General features: G+C 45.8%; 22 protein-coding genes. 13 read left to right on the top strand and 9 right to left on the bottom strand.

Annotated elements, in window-relative coordinates:
- Positions 1-18 precede the first annotated feature (18 nt).
- The 6 genes from CLV93_RS18030 to CLV93_RS18005 all read left to right on the top strand — a co-directional run bounded on the left by CLV93_RS18030 (position 19) and on the right by CLV93_RS18005 (position 6,336).
- The gene (locus tag CLV93_RS18030) at positions 19-1,314 is read left to right on the top strand and encodes a CoB--CoM heterodisulfide reductase iron-sulfur subunit A family protein (protein ID WP_106543622.1); all 1,296 of its coding nucleotides are present in this window, start codon (positions 19-21) and stop codon (positions 1,312-1,314) included.
- 104 nt (positions 1,315-1,418) lie between these two features.
- Positions 1,419-3,359, top strand: coding sequence for a CoB--CoM heterodisulfide reductase iron-sulfur subunit A family protein (locus CLV93_RS18025; protein WP_106543621.1), 1,941 nt, complete (start codon positions 1,419-1,421; stop codon positions 3,357-3,359).
- A 33-nt stretch (positions 3,360-3,392) separates the two neighbouring features.
- On the top strand, positions 3,393-3,677 hold the full coding sequence (locus CLV93_RS18020; RefSeq protein WP_106543620.1) for a hypothetical protein: 285 nt from the start codon (positions 3,393-3,395) through the stop codon (positions 3,675-3,677).
- 6 nt (positions 3,678-3,683) lie between these two features.
- A complete protein-coding gene (locus CLV93_RS18015; protein ID WP_106543619.1) occupies positions 3,684-4,802 on the top strand; it encodes a 4Fe-4S dicluster domain-containing protein in 1,119 nt (372 codons plus the stop codon).
- A gap of 138 nt (positions 4,803-4,940) precedes the next feature.
- Positions 4,941-5,393 carry a MarR family winged helix-turn-helix transcriptional regulator gene (locus CLV93_RS18010; protein WP_106543618.1) on the top strand — a complete coding sequence of 151 codons (453 nt, stop codon included), beginning with the start codon at positions 4,941-4,943 and terminating at the stop codon, positions 5,391-5,393.
- Between the two features lie 22 nt (positions 5,394-5,415).
- The gene (locus tag CLV93_RS18005) at positions 5,416-6,336 is read left to right on the top strand and encodes a hypothetical protein (protein WP_146142073.1); all 921 of its coding nucleotides are present in this window, start codon (positions 5,416-5,418) and stop codon (positions 6,334-6,336) included.
- Positions 6,337-6,453: 117 nt separating this feature from the next.
- On the opposite strand, the gene CLV93_RS18000 is transcribed toward CLV93_RS18005, so the two are convergent.
- The 6 genes from CLV93_RS18000 to CLV93_RS17975 form a co-directional block, all read right to left on the bottom strand.
- Positions 6,454-6,885 carry a DUF2147 domain-containing protein gene (locus tag CLV93_RS18000; RefSeq protein WP_106543616.1) on the bottom strand — a complete coding sequence of 144 codons (432 nt, stop codon included), beginning with the start codon at positions 6,883-6,885 and terminating at the stop codon, positions 6,454-6,456.
- A 114-nt stretch (positions 6,886-6,999) separates the two neighbouring features.
- Positions 7,000-7,764, bottom strand: coding sequence for a metal ABC transporter substrate-binding protein (locus CLV93_RS17995; protein ID WP_106543615.1), 765 nt, complete (start codon positions 7,762-7,764; stop codon positions 7,000-7,002).
- A 12-nt stretch (positions 7,765-7,776) separates the two neighbouring features.
- Positions 7,777-8,583, bottom strand: coding sequence for a metal ABC transporter permease (locus tag CLV93_RS17990; protein ID WP_106543614.1), 807 nt, complete (start codon positions 8,581-8,583; stop codon positions 7,777-7,779).
- Complete coding sequence (locus tag CLV93_RS17985; RefSeq protein ID WP_106543613.1) at positions 8,577-9,596, bottom strand: DUF1893 domain-containing protein; 1,020 nt, start codon at positions 9,594-9,596, stop codon at positions 8,577-8,579. Before CLV93_RS17985 ends, CLV93_RS17990 begins: the two co-directional genes overlap by 7 nt.
- A gap of 98 nt (positions 9,597-9,694) precedes the next feature.
- On the bottom strand, positions 9,695-10,465 hold the full coding sequence (locus CLV93_RS17980; protein ID WP_106543612.1) for a sulfite exporter TauE/SafE family protein: 771 nt from the start codon (positions 10,463-10,465) through the stop codon (positions 9,695-9,697).
- A 51-nt stretch (positions 10,466-10,516) separates the two neighbouring features.
- Positions 10,517-10,867, bottom strand: coding sequence for a rhodanese-like domain-containing protein (locus CLV93_RS17975; protein ID WP_170108992.1), 351 nt, complete (start codon positions 10,865-10,867; stop codon positions 10,517-10,519).
- Between the two features lie 477 nt (positions 10,868-11,344).
- Here CLV93_RS17975 and CLV93_RS17970 point away from each other — a divergent pair, with 477 nt between their 5' ends.
- On the top strand, positions 11,345-12,091 hold the full coding sequence (locus CLV93_RS17970) for a transporter family protein (protein WP_146142072.1): 747 nt from the start codon (positions 11,345-11,347) through the stop codon (positions 12,089-12,091).
- Between the two features lie 67 nt (positions 12,092-12,158).
- On the opposite strand, the gene CLV93_RS20150 is transcribed toward CLV93_RS17970, so the two are convergent.
- Positions 12,159-12,545 carry a hypothetical protein gene (locus CLV93_RS20150; RefSeq protein WP_146142071.1) on the bottom strand — a complete coding sequence of 129 codons (387 nt, stop codon included), beginning with the start codon at positions 12,543-12,545 and terminating at the stop codon, positions 12,159-12,161.
- Here CLV93_RS20150 and CLV93_RS17960 point away from each other — a divergent pair, their 5' ends adjacent.
- The 6 genes from CLV93_RS17960 (at position 12,546) to CLV93_RS17935 (ending at position 17,541) form a co-directional block, all read left to right on the top strand.
- On the top strand, positions 12,546-12,971 hold the full coding sequence (locus CLV93_RS17960) for a hypothetical protein (RefSeq protein WP_106543608.1): 426 nt from the start codon (positions 12,546-12,548) through the stop codon (positions 12,969-12,971).
- Positions 12,972-13,004: 33 nt separating this feature from the next.
- Positions 13,005-13,478: a hypothetical protein gene (locus CLV93_RS17955; protein WP_106543607.1), complete on the top strand. Its 474-nt coding sequence runs from the start codon at positions 13,005-13,007 to the stop codon at positions 13,476-13,478.
- Between the two features lie 82 nt (positions 13,479-13,560).
- Positions 13,561-14,298 carry a YrhK family protein gene (locus CLV93_RS17950; protein ID WP_106543606.1) on the top strand — a complete coding sequence of 246 codons (738 nt, stop codon included), beginning with the start codon at positions 13,561-13,563 and terminating at the stop codon, positions 14,296-14,298.
- 86 nt (positions 14,299-14,384) lie between these two features.
- Positions 14,385-15,623: a pyridoxal phosphate-dependent decarboxylase family protein gene (locus CLV93_RS17945; RefSeq protein WP_106543605.1), complete on the top strand. Its 1,239-nt coding sequence runs from the start codon at positions 14,385-14,387 to the stop codon at positions 15,621-15,623.
- 60 nt (positions 15,624-15,683) lie between these two features.
- On the top strand, positions 15,684-16,379 hold the full coding sequence (locus CLV93_RS17940) for a hypothetical protein (protein ID WP_106543604.1): 696 nt from the start codon (positions 15,684-15,686) through the stop codon (positions 16,377-16,379).
- A gap of 172 nt (positions 16,380-16,551) precedes the next feature.
- Positions 16,552-17,541: a potassium channel beta subunit family protein gene (locus CLV93_RS17935; RefSeq protein ID WP_106543603.1), complete on the top strand. Its 990-nt coding sequence runs from the start codon at positions 16,552-16,554 to the stop codon at positions 17,539-17,541.
- Between the two features lie 133 nt (positions 17,542-17,674).
- On the opposite strand, the gene CLV93_RS17930 is transcribed toward CLV93_RS17935, so the two are convergent.
- Together CLV93_RS17930 and CLV93_RS17925 are read right to left on the bottom strand one after the other, a co-directional pair.
- Entirely contained in the window at positions 17,675-18,820 is a 1,146-nt protein-coding gene (locus CLV93_RS17930; protein ID WP_106543602.1) for a PAS domain-containing sensor histidine kinase, read from the bottom strand.
- A gap of 314 nt (positions 18,821-19,134) precedes the next feature.
- A complete protein-coding gene (locus CLV93_RS17925; RefSeq protein WP_106543601.1) occupies positions 19,135-20,214 on the bottom strand; it encodes a dipeptidase in 1,080 nt (359 codons plus the stop codon).
- Between the last annotated feature and the right edge of the window lie 3 nt (positions 20,215-20,217).

Genomic DNA, 20,217 nt, shown 5'->3' with positions numbered 1-20,217 from the left:
TTACAATAGATATGTAACATGGAGAACGAAGTTTTATCATACGACGCACTGGTTATAGGTGGTGGAATTGCCGGTGAAGAGACAGCGCTGAATCTGGCCAAAATGGACTATAAGGTGCTGTTGGTGGAGAAGGAACTCTCGATTGGCGGCAAAATGATTCTGCTGAGTAAGGTTTTTCCTACACTCGACTGTGCAGCGTGTATTACCACACCCAAAGTGTCGGAAACGGCCCGGCATCCCAACATTACCATCTTTACCGGTAGTGAAGTAAAAGGAGTCGAAAAGAAAGGCGAACGGAACTTTGAAGCGCGTATTTTACGCCAACCCCGTTATGTGAAGGAAGACGCTTGTACGGGGTGTCAGGAATGTGAGCCGGTTTGCCCGGTGGTGGTGAAGGATCAGTACCAGTTCAATCTGGTTGGCCGGAAAGCGGTGTTTGTTCCATTCAGTATCGCGAACCCGCGTATTGCTGCCATCGATATCGAAAACTGCTCGTTGTGTGGTGCCTGCGAACGGGCTTGTCCGGCTGATGCCATTGACTTCTCACAGGAGCCGGAAGAGAAGACCTATCAATTTAAGAGTGTAGTGGTTGCTACCGGGTACAAATTATTTGACCCGATTAAAATGCCGCGTTACGGTTACGGCAGATACAAAAATATTATCACCTCCATGCAGATGGAGCGTGAATTAGCCCCTACACGTCCTTTCAATACGATTTTACGTCCGGGTGACGGCAAAATGCCTGACAACCTGGCTTACGTACTTTGTACCGGTTCGCGTGACCATACGGTTGGTAACCCGATTTGCTCGCAGGTTTGCTGCATGTATTCTATCAAGCAGGCTCAATTGCTGATGGGAGCATTGCCTATGGCCGATGTGACCATTTATTACCTGCACATTCGATCGTTTGGTAAGGGATTCAACGAATTCTATGAAACAGCCAAAGGAATGGGCGTTGAGTTCGTAAAAGGGAAAATCGGCAAAATTTCAGAAAAGGAAAACGGAAACCTCGTTTTGAGGTACGATGATATTGAAACAGGTCAGGTGAAGGAGGTCGAGCACGATATGGTTGTCCTTTCGGTAGGTATTCTGGCCAACGATGAAATCGGACAGGTTTTCAAAACACAGAAGCTGGAATTCGATGACTATCGCTACGTGAAGCAAATTGATGAACTGAAACGTCCGGCCATGACCAACATCGACGGTGTGTTTGTGGCAGGAGCAGCTTCCGGCCCGATGGACATTCCGGACTCAATTCTTTCAGCCGGCTCGGCGTCGTCCGAAGCTGCCAGCTATCTTGCATTGACTGAATAATGAATTGATTCAGTGTTGATAAGATTGATTTACTTGAATAATGAATTAAATATTGTTGGGCCTATTTCCTGGTAAGGATTTCCTGACAATCAATATATTTTCGCATGAAGAACAAGATTGGCGTATACGTTTGTCATTGTGGCGGTAATATCTCCGACGTTATTGATGTAAATAAGGTCAGAGAAGAAGCTGAAAAGATGGGAGGCGTTGCCATTGCCAAGCATACCATTTTTGCCTGTGCCGATTCCTCGCAGAAGGAAATCGCTGAGGATATCAAAAATCTGGAGCTCGACGGCATTGTAGTGGCATCCTGCTCTCCAAAGCTGCACCTCTTAACATTCAGATCAGTTGCCGAACGTGCCGGACTCAATCCGTACAACTACGTTCACGCGAATATCCGGGAACAAAGCTCCTGGGCTCACTCTGACGATAAGAAAGGCGCCACCGAGAAAGCTATTTCGCTGGTGCGTTCTGCCGTTGAGCGGGTTTCACACTCAGTAGCGATGGACCCGGTTTCCATTTCTGCTCAGAATGTGGTAGCCGTTGTTGGTGCCGGTGTAGCGGGTATGAAAGCTGCCATCGAATTGGCCGATATGGGCTCGCAGGTGTATTTGATCGAAAAATCGCACTATGTGGGTGGTCGTACCTCGCAGTGGGGCAAGCTTTTCCTTCCGGGAGAAACCGGAAAATCAGTTGTAGAAAATCTTTATCAGGAAGTAAAGAAGCGTCAGAATATCAATCTGTTCACTGGTGCCGAACTTGTTTCCAAGAAGGGGAGTGTTGGTAACTTCGAGATTGAAGTGAAAATCACTTCACGAGGAGTGAAGAAAGACGCTGATGCTTCGACAATTGAGAAAGCGATTGAGGTTTGTCCTGAAGAAGTTTCCGATGAATTTAACTTCGGTTTAACCAACCGCAAGGCGTTGATGAACTTTCATCCCGGCCAGTTCCCCGAAATCGCTGCCATCGACGCAGCTACCTGTACCAAGTGCGGTAAATGCGCCGAAGTAAGTGACGCCATCGATTTGAACCTGGAAGAAGAGCGTATCACGCTTCAAGCCGGCTCGTTGATGATTACCACGGGATTTGACCCGTATGAGCCGGAGAAATCGGAATTCGGTTACGGCGATTACGACAATGTCATCACGTTACCACAGCTGGAGCGTCACCTGGAACTCAGCAATGGTAAGGATTTGGTCATCAATGGAAAGAAAATCCGGAGCATGGCTTATATCTATTGCGTGGGAAGTCGTCAGCCGAATGGCGAAAATAAATATTGCTCGCGTTACTGCTGTACATCGGCTGTTCACAGTGCGATTAAAGTGCGGGAAAAAGTGCCGGATATGACGGTTTACCACATTAATCGCGGAATCCGGACATACGGAAAACAGGAAGTGTTGTATGAGCAATCATCCAAAAACGGCGATATCTACATTCAGTTTACCGAAGACACTTTCCCCGAAGTTAGTTCTAACGGAAAACATACAGTTGTTAAGGTGAATGACCTGCTGACTGCCGGAAAAGAGCTGGAAATCGAACCTGATTTGGTGGTTCTGGTGACCGGTATGACACCCCGGAAGGATGATGCCATTGGCGATACACTGAAACTTCCGCGCGGCCGTGATAAGTTCTACAACGAAATTCACCCCAAACTGCGTCCGGTAGAAACAACCATTGATGGTGTTTTGATTGCCGGTGTTTGCCAGGGACCGAAGAATATAACCGAAACGGTGAAATCGTCACTGGCCGCTTCAGCTAAGACTTATTCGTTGCTGAAACGTGAGGAAATCACCTTGGAGCCCATCATGGCGAAAGTCGATGCGGAAAAATGTGAGGTTTGTGATAACTGCTCGGCAGCTTGTCCGTTCGGTGCTTTCGAGTTTGTGGAAGAGAACGGCAAGAAGGTGGCAAAAGTGAACGAATCGAACTGTAAAGGCTGTGGAATGTGTCTCCCGGTTTGTCCGACTGACGCCATCGAGCTTTCAGGCTATACCAATTCCGAGATAGAAGAAATGATTGATGCGCTCACGGAGAGTGATTATTAACGACCAATTGTAAACTCTTTAATACCTGATAAGATGGCAGAAGAGAAACAACGTACCGTCAAGATAATGAAAGAAAAACGGACGGTTTCGGAGGAGGTGAAAGCCAATATCAAGCATTACAATAAAATGAAGAAGTTGATCAAGGATGCATTGAAGGAAGGGCCGAAAACCATTCCCGAAATCGCCAAGGCAACTGAACTTCCCGCCCATGAAGCGACCTATTATGTGATGTCGATGCGAAAGTATGGTGATGTAGTGACCGGTGAGATCGATGACATGGACGAGTATTTTTACTATCACTTGAATCAAAAGAACTAAGCACTTATGTCAAAGGTAGATCCAAAACTGGCAAAAGATATAGCAAAATACGGAGCTGTCGATTTCAGCGCCTGCTACAACTGCGGTAATTGTACGGCCGTTTGCAGCCTGACCGAAGAGAATGCCAGTTTTCCGCGAATGATGATACGCTACAGCATGCTGGGAATGAAAGAAGAAATTCTGAGCAGCAAGGAGCTCTGGATGTGTTACCATTGTGGCGATTGTTCGGCAACTTGTCCGCGTCAGGCCGACCCGGGTGAATTGATGGCCGGTTTGCGCCGCTATGCAATTGCGAACTATGAGCCCTCAGGTATCACGAAGCTCATTTTCAAAAGCAATCCGTTTTCCATCCTGCTAACCCTCGTTTTGGCAACGATTCTGGGTTTCTTTTTGCTGACCATGAAGCCGGACTTCACGGTTTCGCGCTGGATTTTCAGCTGGATGCCTTATGCGGTCATTCACCTGATGGGACTGATTGTCTTTTCCTTTACAGGATTAACGGCTCTTCTGGGCATTTTCAGTATGAGTCGGAGACTGAACCGTAAACACAGTACAGATTCAAATAAAACCAAAAAATCAGTTTTTCAGTCGATTGGCGAAGTACTGACCGAGATTGGAACCATGGGACGATATCAAAAGTGTTCAACCGATGAGGGAGAATACTGGAGTACGAAACCCAACCTGGTTCGTCCGTGGTTTGTGCACTGGTCAATCATGTGGGGCTTTATCGGCCTCCTCTTTGCCACCATTCTCGACTTCCTGTTTAAAGATCCGGCAACAACCATCTGGTTGCCATCACGCATCCTGGGTACCGTTTCCGGACTTTTCCTGATTTACGGAACGTCGCTGGCCATGTATTATCGCATGACCAAACCTACGAAAACGTATGAAGCTACTAAGCTGGCAGACTGGATGTTCCTATTCTTCCTTTGGATTGCTGGTTTAACTGGTTTCTGGATGGAAGTCGCGGTTTCGTTTAATCTGAGTGAAACACTAAGCCAGGTGATTTTTATGATTCACACCATCATTTCAATGGAATTGGTTATTCTGTTTGCTTTCTCGAAGTTTGCGCATGCAGCTTATCGTCCTATTGCACTATATTTTCTGGCCCGAAACAGGGAATAGATAAAATCCCTCTCTCAATCAATGCTCATATCCGGCTCGAGGCTGTCTCCCAGTCTTGTAGCCGGATTTTTTTTTGTTAACACTCTTGTTTTTCTCATTTCGATGTCGTAATTTGGTTGTATATACATCTAAAAAGCTATGAGAATTCCGAAATCATTGGATGACAACCTGATATTTCAGTTGGGAACCGTTGCCAGGAAGGTGCACCAACATGTCGAGAATGTCTTCCGCAACGAAAGCCTGGATATCACACCGGAGCAGTTCTCCTTATTGACTATTCTTTGGTACAACGAGGGAATTAGTATCAAAGAATTGGCGGACCGTAGTCAGCGTGATAAAACAACCATCTCGCGCGTGGTCAGCAACATGATCAAGCACGATTTAATCCGAAGGTTGGACAATGTAGACGATAAACGGGCGAAGCGGATTTTCCTGACGGACAAAGGCAGAAATTTGCAGGACCAACTGGTGATGCTTTCAGGTGAAATATATGTGCAGGCTCTGGGCAACCTTTCGGATGAAGAGCTTGACCGGACATTGGAAGTGTTCCAAAAAATTGAAAACAATCTTTCTGATAATTCTGAATCATAACCAATTAATCAAACTTGTAACCATGAAAACAATTTTTGTGACAATAGGTAAACTATTGTTATTGACTATTCTAATGCAGATAATTTGGAGTGTCGGTTTAGGAATCGGAAGCCAGTTGTTTCCATTCGAACTTAGTACATCCGGAGTCGATGCAGGACAGTTGTTCCTGAGAATGACCGTCGTTTGTTTGATTCATACATCACTCTTGTATACTTTAATTCATTTCGCAGTTTGGAAAGGGTGGAAGCTGGCCAGTTTACTGGCTTTGGAGATATTTGTCATTCAGTTTGCCCTGAGCGCTGTTGAAGCATTGTTTTTCGGCGGATATTTGAAAATGCCGGCCAACCTGGCCTGGTCGATGATTTTTACCGGAATCATTCTGTCTCTTGTCTGGAGTCCGCTAGCTGTGCTTATTTCAGGAAACTGGAAGCAAATTGACAGTAGCAAGCATTTAAAGACTGCCACTGGAAACATGTTTTGGATGAATATTGCTCTGTTGAGCGTTGTGGTTTATCCTTTTCTTTACCAGTTGGCAGGTTATTTTATTGCCTGGCGGGTGCCCGAAGTAAGAGCGTTGTACGATGGACTGGAAGCACAACCTACTTTTATCGCCCAACTTGGCTCGTTCGTGTTTTCGGAATTGCACCTTTTGCAGATAATTCGCGGGCTGGTATGGATTGCTATTGCTATTCCGGTTATGCTGGCCATGAAAAGTAGTATGTGGATGAAAGCACTGATGGTTGGACTGCTTTTCGCTTTGCTGATGAATGCTCAACATCTGCTACCCAATGCTTTGATGGTTCCCGAAGTCCGGCTGGCTCACTTTATCGAAACAGCGTCATCGAACTTTGTTTGGGGATTTGTTATTGTTTGGTTGCTGAGCAAAAGTGGTTTTACTCGCTCTTCAGATATTGGTGAAGAAGGTAAACTGGCTGCTGCATAGTATTTTGTGTCACAGAAAAGATCAAATAAAAACCCCGGCTCGCTCTTGATGCCGGGGCTTTTCAGATTATTTTTAAGAGATGTCTAAAATCTTATGTCTGAGGTCTCTCTTCTTATTTCAACTTTTCTCCCATTCCTGCGTGCGATACAGAAATCCGATGTAGCCGCGTACACGAAGAATGTCGCCTTCACGCCAGATTTTCACATCGTAAAACTTGCCGTTTTCAGGATCCATAATTCCGTCATCGCCAACCCATTGTCCATCTTCATTCTGCGTCAGGCCGTTAATGATTTGCATGCCCAGAATATGTTGATTGTGCAGGTTTCCCTTACATTTATCGCAAAGCGGATCGGCATTTGGGTCATCCCGGAAAAGCTTGATAATCTTGCCATACAGCTTGCCATCTTTTTTATAGATTCTGACTTCCGACTTCGGTTTACCCGTTTTGTCGTCAATCGTGGTCCAAACTCCCGTAACATCCTGCGCAAAAACCGTGGCGGCCATGCTAACCAGGAAAAAAGTGAAAAGGATACTGAGTGATTTCTTCATGTTTATTATCTATCAGTTTAGTTTCTGTTTTTGTCAAAAATAGAATTTTATTTAAAAATCCGATGGTAAATTTTTGTCCGGACCGATTAAGTGCGAATGATCGAAAGAGAAGAGCTACTTTTTCAGGTCTGATGAAACCTGCGTTAATTGCTCCACGTTGTAGCGAATTACATCCATCAATGTTTGGGTACCATGCGTTCCCGGAAAGTTGAGCAGCGATACCATTCGCGCATCAGGAAGTACTTCCTGCAACGGTTTTCCCACAGGGTTGTGTGCATTGTCAATGATTAGCACTGCATGAGTTTTGGCCATATCAGCAATTTGACGTGCTTCAGGGGGAGCCGGGCCAAAAACGCCGGCAATCTTCAATCCAAGTTCTTTGGCCAGCGGCCGTTGGAAAAAGTGAACCAAAACCGGTTCTTCGAGCATTCCGTCCTGCTTCAATGTTGCTTTGGCCTGGTTGATGACCGTTTCTATCTGTTTGAGGTTGGCTTCCGCTTGCTCTGTGGTTCCCAGCTTTTCTGCAATTTTCACGATCGATTTCCGAAGAGTTGACAAATCATAACGTGTATCGATCTGCAGCATTTTGTTTTCATCTACGTGTAAGCCTTTGCGCATCCGGTCGAGCATGGTTTCGTAACCAGCGTAAATAATCAGGTCGGCTTTCATCACGCGGGGAATGTCGCCCGGGCGTAACTCATATTCGGTGGGATGTTGCATCTTAAAAGGAGCGAGCACGGTGACATTCTTCGCTCCGGCAGCTTCGGCGAAAGCTGCAGTCCATGCATTGGTGGCCACTACATTCTGCGCTTCCGCGGAAAAGGAAAAAACAATCATCGTTAGCAAAATAAGGATAGAGCGGGCTGGTGAAAATTTCATATGTGAATTGATTTATGATTTAAACCGTTTGTGATTCAGGTAAATGACCAGGAAGACCACCGATGCCATCAGTGCGACACCGGAACTGGCGGGAATGTCTATTGCCAGCGAGAGAAAAAATCCCGAAAGGGAAAAGATGCCGCCCCACAGGCACGACCAGATGATCACTCCGCGCAAACTCTTGGCATGAAGTGATGCGATCAATGCCGGCAAAAGAAGCAGGGCATCGAGCAGAAGTGCACCGATGAGTTTCATGGCAGCAGCAACGGTAATAGCCGTTAACAGAATGATAGTATAGTATAATCTTCCTTCGTTTACACCGGAAGAGAAGGCGATTTCACGGTCGAAAAACACGGCACGAAGCTTCCGCCTGTATTGAAACTGAAAAGCCAGCAAAAGGCCTGAAAATGCCAATACGCCAACTACTTCATGCCAGCTAAGTGCAAATAAACTTCCCCACAGTAATGAGAGGGTGTCCTGGGCCGGGACATTGAATTTATAGATGAAGATGAAAGCCAGTGAAATGGAGATGACCATCATGAACATGCTGATTTGACCTGTGTCGACCTGCATGGAGCGCGACGTTTTCGTCATCAGCAGCACCATGAGCAGGTTAACCAGCATGGTAGTCCAGAAGGGATTGTATTGCATGGCCAGCGCAATGGCGCCTCCCAGAATGGCGCCGTGCATGAGCATGAAGCGCAACGGAAGCAGGTTCATGCGTAGCAGGTATACGCCGGTTACAGGAAAGGTAAATCCGGCGAAAGCCAATACCAACAGGCCTTTTAGAATGGGAGGGAGCGAGAGCATTTCTAACATAGCTGACCTCCTTTTAACTCTTTGCGTGGCCAGTTCAGCTGATCGAGCCATGCTGTTTCGTGCGAGACGAGTATCATCGTTGGTGCTTCGGTCGAGCTTAGTTCACTCAATAACTGCAGCAAATCTTCTTTGCCACCCGAATCGAGAAATGAAGTTGGCTCATCGAAGAGCAATACCCGTGCGTTTTGGCTGAGGCAACGAGCCAGTGAAACCCGTTGTTTCTCTCCACCCGACAAACGATGATACGACTGTTTGGCCAGATGAAAACAACCGGTTCGACGCATGGCTAATTCGACACGGTAGTTCAGTTCCTTCGAAGAAAGTTTCCGCTCACTCAATCCGATGGCAACCACTTCTTCTGCTGAAATGGGAAAGGTGTTCTTCACATTTTCCTGGTGCACGTATCCAATCATGCTACGGTTGTGGCGCCATTCATTGCTTCCCACCATGATGTCACCTACACGAATGGTTCCCTGCACCGGTTGAAGAAATCCGAGCAAGGTCCGCAACAATGTTGTTTTTCCGGTACCGTTGGCACCGTGAATGACCAGTTGTTCACCTCTTCCCAGTTCGAGACTTAAATTCTCGAGGATATTCTTACGACCAATGTCTACTGTGAGATTCTCAATTTTGACGGGTAATCCCTGAACCCGGCCGGCTCGCTTGCGCAGAAAAAGATAGGCGTCGTCGATGCTCATGGAGTCGGTAATCAAATCTTCGGTACGGCACTGAATCTGTTCTACCAGTGAGTCGTATGAAAAATCGACCTCGTGTGCTTTGAATACCGGAATAGCCCGCTCGCTAAGCAGTTCGACGTGGCAGCGAGTGACTCCCAGACGAACCATTAGGCAGGCCGCTGCTTTTCCGGCAATCTTATCATTCACGAGAAGTTCAGAAGAGGGAATGTTTTTCTCTTTCAGAAAATCTTCGAGTTCGAAAAGCGGATGCAGCCAGTGCTCATTGCTGGTAAAGATGATTTCTTCTCCGTGCGTAACGATGAGTGAGTGTTCCAATGGTCGTTAGTTTTGCCTGTCAAAATAAGACTTTTCGGGCAAAGCACAGAACGGAAACGGATGGAAAATAGATGAGAAATAAATTCCGGGCAACCGGATTACATCAACTTCAACAGGTTTTGAGTGAAGACTCCGATCCCGATAAGGATAATGAAAATAGAGAAGATGTAACGTAGTTTGGCCTGATTCAAGCGTTTGGCATACCATGCGCCAATAATTCCGCCAAGCGAACCTCCGACGACAAAGACGGCACTCATCAGTAAATTGACCTCGCGTCCCTGAATGAGATAGCTGGCCAGTCCAAAGGTTCCGAAAAGAAAGATGATAAAAAGGGAAGTGGCAATAGCTTCTTTCATTTTCAGTCGGGCACCCAGGTAGAGAGCCGGAACCAGGAGGAAGCCGCCACCCACACCAAAGAAGCCACTGGCAAATCCGGTTACGAAGCCCAATGCTATAATCCGGTAGTAGTTAATGCCTCCCGATTCAATTGGATCATCCGGGTTCCCTGCTTTCTTCCGGGTCATCAGAAAGCCGATATAAATCATCAACAGGGCGAAGAAGAGCAGCAACACCGGCCCTTTGAACTGCTTGTTGAGTAAAGCGCCCAAATAGGTACTGATGAGTCCCGGTGCAGCCATGTAGATGGCGATACGAAACTTAACCAACGATTGCCGCATGTAGCTAACGGATGAAATTAGTGAAGTAACACCGACCGCAATCAATGAAGTCCCGATGGCTAAATGAACATCCTGACCAACCAAGTAAACCAACAATGGAACGGCCAGAATGGACCCGCCGCCACCGGTCATTCCTAAGGCGCCGCCCGATAATAATCCGCTTAAGAGGGCATAGACATACGGTAAAATCATGATTTATACGATTGAGTCAGTTGATGTTATTAGACCATCAGGATTTGAATTTCATTTTGCTGCTTCCCGGACCTTAACCGGAAGTCCACTTTGCGCCCAGCTGATGATTCCGTTTTTCAGGTTGATAACGTTGCTGTAATTTTGTTCTGTCAGGAACCAGGTAACCTGATAGCTACGTGAGCCACTCCGGCAACCGACAATCACCTCTACGTCGCGCGGGATTTCATCTAACCGGGCACCGAACTCACTGATGGGCATCACCAACGTGTTTGCTACTCCAAAAGCAACCTGGTCAATTTCTTCCCACTCGCGAACGTCCATCAAGATAGCACCATTTTTGATTTTCTCGTAGGCGGTTGCTGCGTCTACCTCTTTAATTCCTTTTTCGATTCTACGATTCATGGTATTTGAAATTAAATAATTCAACATAGGTCATTGATAAACGACCGGTTTCAGTGCAAGCAGATTTAATTTCACAGGGTTGGTTAGCGGGTGGTAACAAAGTCGATCAACTGACTTTGTGTTTCTAAATTTCTATTACAAAATAAAGGCTGCCGGATAAGGAATGCAAATTGTAAATTGTTATTTCCTATAACCGGATGTTATTGCCTTTCATCTGGTCGCTCAAATTCAAAATTTATTGGCTGTTATTTAAGTAATTGATAGCGAGTGTACATAATGTGTTGTCGGAGCTTTTCAAGAAAGAACTTATAACAAGGGTAGATGGAGTTGTTTTATGAAACAAAATTCAATTTGTTGCATAAAAGGAAAGGTGTCTTGTTTTAATGTAAATCCTTTACGGGGAGATAATGTAATTGAAATCCATTTAATACTATGTAAGATAACAGATGATTTTGAATGTGAATTAGCAAATAGAATATGATGAAAGGAAGAGTTCAAAGGTCAGTTGTTGGTGCGTGTATATTGCTATTTTCAGGAAGTTATCAGGCTTATGCCGGTCCGCCTTTCAAGACTGACGATCCCGTGCCGGTTCCGTTAGGGCATTGGGAATACTATGTATCTTCTGTCAGTACGTATGAATCCACATCCTGGTCCGGGACACTTCCTCATTTTGAAGTAAATTATGGACTTATCCCTCACATGCAGGTTCATCTGTTGGTTCCGCTGAATTATTCAACTGAGCCGCACCAACAAACGCAATTTGGTTATGCGGATACGGAGTTGGGAGTAAAATATTGCTTTTTGAAGGAAACAAAGAACCGGCCGCAAGTGGGGGTTTTTCCGATTGTTGAAGTTCCTACCGTGAAGAACAACACGTTTAGCAACGGCAAGGTGAAAACATTTTTGCCGGTGTGGGCCCAGAAGTCTTGGAACAAACTAACTACCTACGGGGGCGTGGGCTACCAGATTAATCCGGGTACAGGAAACCGGAATTCGACGTTTGCCGGGTGGGAAATGCAGTACGATTTTTCCAAAACGGTGACCCTTGGCGGGGAAATTTACTACCAATCGGCCGGTACAGACGAAAGCCAATCGACCACAGGTTTCGATTTGGGAGGTTTTGTTAACTTTAGTGAGAAAACCCATTTGCTGTTTTCGGTAGGGCACAGCGTTGCTCATGCGAGTATCTTTAGTTCGTATCTGGGGCTGCAGTGGACCATTTAACCGATGGCGCAAGGTAGCCAAAACCGCGTAAAACCTGGTGCAGAGATGAACCAATGTGAAGCAAACATCATCGCGGGTCGTGCAAACTACCCGGCGACTGATGCATTGGCAGTTCGGGGTGACGCAAAGTCAGTCGACGGTAAAGAAACAAACACAACGAGCCGTTCAAACTACCCGGCTGACAAAGAAAACTACCCGGTGTGTGGCGCAAACTACTTGGCGAACAAAGAAAACAACTCCGGCCCTCGCGCAACGAACACGCGGCTTGATGAAATGAACTACGGGCGCCGGTAAACGAACGTTGCGCCGAAAGAAGCGCAGGAACGTGGGACTGCAACCGAAAGCTGTCGCACAGAAATGGTGTTGCGGTTGTGTCCGGTACGATAACTGCCGGCCCAAAAGCGCTTTCACCGGCCACTAATTCAAGGTAATAATCAATTAAAAATAACCTCATATGCCTGCACGAATGATGAACCGTTTTAACTTTTTACTTGGCGAATGGAACCTGACTTACACCATCCCGGAAAGCAGTCTGAGCTCGGCCGGAACCGACACCGGCGTGGGTAAATTTACCAAAGAGATGAACAGCCGCTACGTGGTGTTCGATTATGCCACTGCCTCCGGCGGCGAGGCCAAGGGAATTTTTGCATGGGACGAAAAAACGGAGATTTACCGCTACTGGTGGTTCGAAAATTCGGGTAACTTCCTCGATGCCTCCTGTGAGTTCCTGGATGATGATACCCTGGCCATGAACTGGCACAACACGCTGCTGGTACAAACCTTTACCCGGGTGAGTGAGGACAAAGTCATCCTGAAAATGGAGTACCCGGTGGTTGGCGGCGGTTATGAGTTGATTATGGAGGTGGTTTTTACACGCTGAAAGCTTTATAACTGGTAACTAATACTGATAAAAATGGAATTTCAGGGAATTCAGGTATCCAAAACCTACCAGCAAATTAACCTGGCCGCACCGAAAGAGGTCTTTCCGTTGCTCTGCCCGGTAAGGGAAAAAGACTGGCTTGACGGCTGGGATTACACCATGATTCACTCGGAATCGGGGTTGATAGAAGAGGGTTGCGTTTTTTCGACGCCACATCACGGTCAGCACGACACCATTTGGTATGTGACGGTTTATGATAAAATCAACTTCAAAATCGAATTTGTCCGGGTTACCCCGGAAGAAGAGGTTGTTCGAATCAATATCCGATTAAACGGAAGGGAAGACGGAACAACCACATCCCGGATTTCTTATCAGTATACTGCCTTGAACGACCAGAAAAATGAGTGGCTCAAAACGAAATTCGAAGACAGTTTCCGCGGAAGCATGATTTGGTGGGAGAAGGCTATCAACCATTATTTAAGAACCGGTGAAATGCTGAAGAAATAGCTCATCAATCGAGTTTTCTTTCGGCGAATTGTTCGCATTTCATTACTTTGGCAGACCAGAAAATAGAAAATCAGCCAAGGGTATGCCGCATCTGTTTACCAATCGTCCCCGACAACACAACCTTTTTATTGATGAACCTGCCGGCTCGAGGCACTTTAGCTGGGAGTCGGTCAACTCGGTTTTGTATTTGCTGGGCGGACTCACCTTTGTTCTGGGCAGCATTTTCTTCCTGCCGAAGTACGCGCACTATGCCGATACCGGCGCGTGGATCTTCTTTGGTGGCTCGCTGATTTACCTCATTGTAACGGTTCACGATTTGTTCGAAGCTTCCGCTTACCTGCGAAGCCGCGAGAACGCTTCGTTTTGGGAACGGTTGGAATTGTTTGCTGCCGGTGTTTATGTTTCCGGAACGGTACTGTTTATTATCGGTAGTTTGTTTTTCCTGTCTCAAATTGACTTCGTAGTGGCCGGAAGCTGGTGTTTTATCTGGGGAAGCCTGCTTTTCCTGGTTGGGGCTTTCATTAATGTCATCCAGATTATTCAGGCCGGATCAATGTTTACGCTTCAATTAATGAATGCCACTGCCATCTGTTTCACCATCGGGTCTGTTATCTTCTTGCTGGCTTCGGTTCCCTATCTCTGGAGCCACAAGCAAACCGCTTTTCAGCAGAAGCTTTACAGTTACATGGCCTGGGAATATATTGCCGGCAGCATTTTCTTTTTAACGGGCGGAATCTTCAATTTTTACCGCTCGTACCTGGCGAATAATCACTACAAGCGACAGGAAAAACGGGAAGCAGTTTACAGCGAAGACCGGTAGAATTGAGCAATCATCCGTTTTTCTGACATCCATCACATCCCTTCGTTGTTTGCTTCTTTATCTTTGTTCCGGATAAAAATTGGACTATGCGATATTGGAAAAAGCTAACCGGAAATGAGATTAGGGAGCGCGTATTTGGCGCACTGAACCGGAATGTCAATTATAAAGAGCGAACTACGCTGGGAATTCCGGCTTCGCACCTCGATGAGAATGTGTTTAACCAGGATGCCACTTACCTGAAAGATGCGCCGTTTCTGTCGGCTATGGTGCATAACCCGAACCATATTGGTTGTCATACATTGGGCGATTCGGAACAGTTTTTTGCCGGAACACAGCAGATCGAGCGCGAATTAGTTGCGCTGGTAGCCGAAGATATTCTGAAAGGAGAGCCGGATGCACAGGATGGTTACATTGCTTCCGGAGGAACGGAAGCGAACATGCAGGCCATCTGGATTTACCGCAATTTTTTCTTACGCGAAAAAGGAGCGAGGAACAGTGAGATTGCCATTCTCTGCTCGGCCGATTCACACTATTCGATGCCCAAAGCTGGCAATATCATGAATTTGCCCGTGATTTCCGTTCCGGTCGATGATACCACCCGTGAAATCCAACCCGAAGTGCTGGACCAAAAGCTGGAGGAGGCGAAAGCTGACGGAATCGGCTATTTTATTGTGGTTTCGAATATGATGACCACCATGTTTGGTTCGGTCGATAAAATCGATACGTATGTCAATTCGCTGAAAAAGGCCGGCGTTGAATACAAGGTTCACATCGATGGTGCATACGGCGGGTTCGTTTATCCGTTCAGTACAGCTGATGAAGATTTGACTTTCCGGAATCCGGAGATTACCTCATTCACGCTGGATGCACACAAGATGGTGCAAGCGCCTTTCGGTACCGGTGTTTTTCTTATCAGGAAAGGCTGGATGAAATATGCGACAACTGAGGAAGCACAGTATGTCCAGGGAATGGATGCTACCATTATCGGAAGCCGTTCCGGTGCCAATGCTATTGCTGTTTGGATGATTCTGCAAACTTACGGTCCTCATGGTTGGTTTGAAAAGATTCACATTCTGAATTACCGCACCGAATGGCTCTGTAATCAGTTGGAAGAACTGAATGTGCCTTTTTACAGAAATCCGTCATCGAACCTGGTGACCATGCGGGCCGCCAGTATTCCGTTTGAATTGGTGGAAAAATATGGTCTGGTTCCCGATAGTCACCACGCGCCGAACTGGTTCAAAATTGTGGTAATGGAACATGTTACCGTCGATCATTTGCTGCCGTTTGTGGAAGATTTAAAAGCACATTTGGCAGGTAAGTAATCTGCGTTTTCCGGACGAATGAGCGGATAAAGTTTGTATTTTAGACGGAAATTCATTGCCATGAGAATATTTTACGCTATTGCTTTTCTGTTGATGCTATTGGTTGGTGGTAAGGTTTCGGCTCAAATCAGGGCGACTACCGCAGCCGGTAATAAGGTTTTGTTGTTTCCCAACGGAACCTGGAAATACGACGAAGGACAAACGATTATAGATACACTTCCGAATCCCAATCCTCAGCCACAGCAGGCTGCGGTTGCTCCGGCACCAGCAGCTAAACAGGCTTCCTGGTCCATGAAGATTGATTCGAGCCGGGTCGACTCGACATTGAAGGTGCAAATCATCGATGTTTCCAGTCCGCGACTGGCCCGTTTCTTTGGCGAAGAAAAAGGACGGATGCGTTGTAGTGCTGAGTGTGTCAACGAAAAAGGAGTGATATCGATTCGACTGGAATGGGCTGCAGCAGTTGGAGATGCCAATCGGTACTTCGGTTTCATGAGAGATGTGAAAGACGTAACATTTGTGTTGGCGAGTGGTCAGGAGTTGAAATTTCAATACAACCCGGGTTTTAAAGACCACTTCTTTGACAACTACAACATTTCCTATTACAATGGCTCAGTAACATTGACGAAGAATGAGATTGGTGCGTTGTTGTCTTCTCCGGTTGTCCGCATTGACATGGATTGGAAAAAGGCGCCGGAAGAGTACGATGTGAAGGATACGGAGTATTTTATGAATAATTTGCCGAAAGTTTTATAAGAGAAGACATAATGTCGAAATATTTAGTGAAAGCTCCCTGTTGGAATGTATCCGGTAGAGAGCTTTTCTTACATTGGCATTTCTGTAACCCTTCTGAACCTTTCCTTTCTTCATTTTGTTTTTCCCGGTAGGAGTTTCATTCGAAACCTTATAAAATCAAAATATAAAAACAATGGAATATAGAAGACTCGGAAAATCCGGATTAAAACTGAGTACGCTATCGCTGGGTAGCTGGGTGACCTTTCATCAGCAAATCGATGACAGCAAAGCCGATATGCTGATGGGACTGGCTTATGACCGCGGTATCAACTTTTTCGATAACGCGGAAGCCTATGCTATGGGTGAAAGTGAAAAAATGATGGGACGTGTCCTGAAGAAGAAACAGTGGGACCGTACTTCGTATGTGGTGTCCAGCAAGGTATTTTTCGGTATTCATGGCGAAGACAACAAACCGACGCAACGTGGACTGTCGCGTAAGCACCTGGTAGAAGCCTGTAACGAAGCATTGCAGCGTTTGCAAACCGATTATCTCGATTTGTATTTCTGCCACCGTCCCGATAAGGAAACACCGATAGAAGAAGTCGTTTGGACGATGAATCACCTGATTCAGCAGGGAAAAATTCTCTACTGGGGAACGTCGGAATGGAGCGCTGCCGAAATTATGGAGGCGTTTATGGTCGCTGAAAAGTACCGATTGATTGGCCCGACCATGGAGCAGCCACAGTACAACCTCTTCGAGCGTACCAAACTGGAAAAAGATTACCTGACGATTTTCAAAGATGTCGGTTTGGGAACCACTATCTGGAGTCCGCTGGCTTCGGGTCTCCTTACGGGAAAATACAACGACGGTATCCCGGAAGGCTCCCGCCTGGATGACAAAAAAATGGAATGGCTGAAAAACAACATCCTGAACGACGATAAAATTGAACGGGTTCGTAACCTGCAGAATGTGGCTGATGAGCTGGGAACATCACTGGCGACTTTGTCAATTGCCTGGACGATTAGTAATCCGAATGTGACGACTGCTATTTTGGGTGCGACCCGGAAAGAGCAGCTGGAAGAGAACCTGAAAGCACTGGAGGTGTATCCAAAACTCACGCCGGAAGTAAAAGACCGGATTGACGAAATCATGGGCACCAAGCCGGTGTTGCCGATGTTCTAAGACCCAAAAGTGAAAAAATAGAAAAGCTCCTTTGTATTGAACAGAGGAGCTTTTTTCGTAAACGAGAAACCAAACCGCTATTTTGTATTCAACTTTCGATTGTAATGTTTTAAACATTCAGATAGACAGCTTATTAAATAGCTGGTAGCGTGAAACGAAATGTGCTGCCTTTTCCTGGTTTAGATTCCACCCATATCTTACCTCCATGCATCTCAATAAATTCCTTGCAAAGTAATAATCCGAGCCCGGTTCCGGATTCTCTGGCTGTACCAGTTGTTGAATAACTGTATTCAATCTGGAACAGTTTATCGATGGCTTCTTTTTCAATCCCAATACCATTATCGGCAACTGATACCGTTAATTGATTCTCATTCTGTTCGGTATGGATGCGTATTTTTCCTCTTGGATGAGTGAATTTAATTCCATTTGCTATCAGGTTCCGCAAAATTGTATCAACCATATATTTATCTGCAAAAACAGGAATGTTGTGAGGTAAGTCTTTGAGAATGGTGATAGATTTTTGCTGCGCTGAATCGTCAAATAATTCAGCGACATCATTAACTAAGGTAACCAGTTCGATGTATTCCGGATTAAATTCAATTTTGCCTGTTTGTGCACGTGCCCATTCCAACAAATTTGTCAATAAATCCATAGCCTGCTTCGAGGAACGATTGATGATAGCGGCGAATTTTTCAACTCCCTGGTAGTCTTTCCTGGCCAATTGTTCGACCAGAAGTTCGCAGAACCCGAAAATGCTATTGAACGGACTCTTCAGGTCGTGAGCAATGATAGAGAAAAAACGATCCTTGGTGGCATTGAGTTCGCTTAAACGGGCTTTGCTCTCAATCAGCGCAGCTTCTGCATTCTTGCGTTCCGTAATATCACGAACATTCAGAATGACAGATTGAATTAGTGGATTATCAATTTGGTTGGAACCTACAGCCTCAAGATAAACCCAGCCTCCGTTTTTATGACGGTGTCTGTACTGCGTCCCTCCATTGATCGAATTTTTTACAATATCCTGAAAGGCAAGAGATACTTTTTCCTGATCTTCGGGATGAATCAATTGCTCAATAACCGGTATCCGTATCAGTTCGTCAGGACGATAACCCAGAATTTTCTCACAGGATTCACTTACATAATGCTGAATGCCATTCGAATCTAACAGCACGATCATGTCGAACGAATTTTTGAGTAGTTGTTCCAGTCGTTTATTACTCGTTTTATTGAGTTCTTCGTTTTGCTTCTCTAATTCTATGTATGAAGGTTTGTTGTTCATGTATGTATAATAGGAGTAGCGGTTTAAAGTCGGCTTTTGTATTCAGGTTTCTTTGATGTTCGTTTAGTATACCATGGTTCAGATTTACTCATCTGTAATTTAATAACCGTAGTATAGCCTTATTTATTGCGCATCGCTCAAAATGAACATAAGGAATGATATTGCTCTACAAGTTGGTTAGTCTAATTCATGAAATCAGCATTTCATAAGCTATTTTCGGAGGTCAGATTTCCATTACAAATACGCACTATCCGGCTTGTTTCAGTATTCTATTCCTGAAAACAGTAATCAAATCAGTCATTTTTTTTTTACGCCTATTCAAAAAACGATTGCAGAAACCGAATGAAGTTTCCGTGCATAATATTTTGGATATCACTGTTGTTATAGCCTCTCTTTTGTAACAATGCCGGTAACTTCCGGATATCTGCAATCGTATCCAGGTCGTACGGACACTGCTCATTACCAAAAGCTCCGTCCAGATCACTGCCTACGCCTACGTGCCGCGAATCGCCGGCCAGTTGACAGATGTGATCGATGTTATCGACCATGATGTCCAGCGTTACATTCCGGTCTTTTGGCGTGGAAACACCGCGAATCCAGTCAGGTACCATCATCCAGGCATCGAGTGCTACTCCGATGACAGCATTCCGGTTGACCAATTCCCGAATCATTTCATCGCTGAACTGGCGGTTATGATCGACAAAATGACGACAATTGTTGTGACTGGCCCAAATGCTTCCGTGGTATATATCCAATGCATGCCAGAAAGCGTCATCGTTCAGGTGAGTCATGTCCAGAATCATGTCCAGCTCTTCCATGGTCTTCAGCAATTCGATACCTTTTGCGTTTAGCTTGCCGGAAGAATCGGTTCCGTTGGCATAAACTCCCGGGCCATAATGTGCCGGACCAATGGCCCGTAAGCCATAGCTATAAGCTCTTTCCAGGTGATTCATGGAAATAATAGAGTCAGCACCTTCCAGGCTAAGCATATAGCAAATGGGGGTTTTCTCATCAGGGTTTTCCCACAATGCCAAACTTTCATTCAATGTTTGACTGTCTACAATCTGCTTCATTTCGCCGGCTTCTTCCATGGTGCGGTACCATTGCAACTGGCCCTGTGTTTGTGCCCAGGCCTGTTCCTGTGAATACCAGCCCGGAATGGGACTTCCCGGCTTCACGACTCTTGAAATCTGAGTAGCGACCACCAGCCCAACATTTCCTTCCCGTAAGGCCGGAAATGAAACGGTGTTTCGGCCGCGATCGGGTTTGTCGGTCATGCCTTTTTCGCTTTCGCGGATTTGTTCAACCGTCCATCGCTGGTCGCGGTTCCATTCCATGGCGTTCATCGAGATGTCCAGATGAGCGTCGAAGCACAATATTTTGTCGTTTTCCATTTG

Origin of the sequence: Prolixibacter denitrificans, assembly GCF_003014495.1 — a bacterium.
GTDB classification, from domain to species: Bacteria; Bacteroidota; Bacteroidia; order Bacteroidales; family Prolixibacteraceae; genus Prolixibacter; species Prolixibacter denitrificans.
The sequence above is the reverse complement of the archived record's forward strand: the minus strand, read 5'-3'. Positions and strand labels throughout refer to the sequence as shown.

What these genes read in the sequence shown, in the direction of transcription:
- CLV93_RS18030 (WP_106543622.1), top strand. Translation starts at nt 19, where the DNA reads ATGGAGAACGAAGTTTTATCATACGACGCACTGGTTATAGGTGGTGGA.
- CLV93_RS18025 (WP_106543621.1), top strand. Translation starts at nt 1,419, where the DNA reads ATGAAGAACAAGATTGGCGTATACGTTTGTCATTGTGGCGGTAATATC.
- CLV93_RS18020 (WP_106543620.1), top strand. Translation starts at nt 3,393, where the DNA reads ATGGCAGAAGAGAAACAACGTACCGTCAAGATAATGAAAGAAAAACGG.
- CLV93_RS18015 (WP_106543619.1), top strand. Translation starts at nt 3,684, where the DNA reads ATGTCAAAGGTAGATCCAAAACTGGCAAAAGATATAGCAAAATACGGA.
- CLV93_RS18010 (WP_106543618.1), top strand. Translation starts at nt 4,941, where the DNA reads ATGAGAATTCCGAAATCATTGGATGACAACCTGATATTTCAGTTGGGA.
- CLV93_RS18005 (WP_146142073.1), top strand. Translation starts at nt 5,416, where the DNA reads ATGAAAACAATTTTTGTGACAATAGGTAAACTATTGTTATTGACTATT.
- CLV93_RS18000 (WP_106543616.1), bottom strand. Translation starts at nt 6,885, where the DNA reads ATGAAGAAATCACTCAGTATCCTTTTCACTTTTTTCCTGGTTAGCATG.
- CLV93_RS17995 (WP_106543615.1), bottom strand. Translation starts at nt 7,764, where the DNA reads ATGAAATTTTCACCAGCCCGCTCTATCCTTATTTTGCTAACGATGATT.
- CLV93_RS17990 (WP_106543614.1), bottom strand. Translation starts at nt 8,583, where the DNA reads ATGTTAGAAATGCTCTCGCTCCCTCCCATTCTAAAAGGCCTGTTGGTA.
- CLV93_RS17980 (WP_106543612.1), bottom strand. Translation starts at nt 10,465, where the DNA reads ATGATTTTACCGTATGTCTATGCCCTCTTAAGCGGATTATTATCGGGC.
- CLV93_RS17975 (WP_170108992.1), bottom strand. Translation starts at nt 10,867, where the DNA reads ATGAATCGTAGAATCGAAAAAGGAATTAAAGAGGTAGACGCAGCAACC.
- CLV93_RS17970 (WP_146142072.1), top strand. Translation starts at nt 11,345, where the DNA reads ATGATGAAAGGAAGAGTTCAAAGGTCAGTTGTTGGTGCGTGTATATTG.
- CLV93_RS20150 (WP_146142071.1), bottom strand. Translation starts at nt 12,545, where the DNA reads ATGAGGTTATTTTTAATTGATTATTACCTTGAATTAGTGGCCGGTGAA.
- CLV93_RS17960 (WP_106543608.1), top strand. Translation starts at nt 12,546, where the DNA reads ATGCCTGCACGAATGATGAACCGTTTTAACTTTTTACTTGGCGAATGG.
- CLV93_RS17955 (WP_106543607.1), top strand. Translation starts at nt 13,005, where the DNA reads ATGGAATTTCAGGGAATTCAGGTATCCAAAACCTACCAGCAAATTAAC.
- CLV93_RS17950 (WP_106543606.1), top strand. Translation starts at nt 13,561, where the DNA reads ATGCCGCATCTGTTTACCAATCGTCCCCGACAACACAACCTTTTTATT.
- CLV93_RS17945 (WP_106543605.1), top strand. Translation starts at nt 14,385, where the DNA reads ATGCGATATTGGAAAAAGCTAACCGGAAATGAGATTAGGGAGCGCGTA.
- CLV93_RS17940 (WP_106543604.1), top strand. Translation starts at nt 15,684, where the DNA reads ATGAGAATATTTTACGCTATTGCTTTTCTGTTGATGCTATTGGTTGGT.
- CLV93_RS17935 (WP_106543603.1), top strand. Translation starts at nt 16,552, where the DNA reads ATGGAATATAGAAGACTCGGAAAATCCGGATTAAAACTGAGTACGCTA.
- CLV93_RS17930 (WP_106543602.1), bottom strand. Translation starts at nt 18,820, where the DNA reads ATGAACAACAAACCTTCATACATAGAATTAGAGAAGCAAAACGAAGAA.
- CLV93_RS17925 (WP_106543601.1), bottom strand. Translation starts at nt 20,214, where the DNA reads ATGGAAAACGACAAAATATTGTGCTTCGACGCTCATCTGGACATCTCG.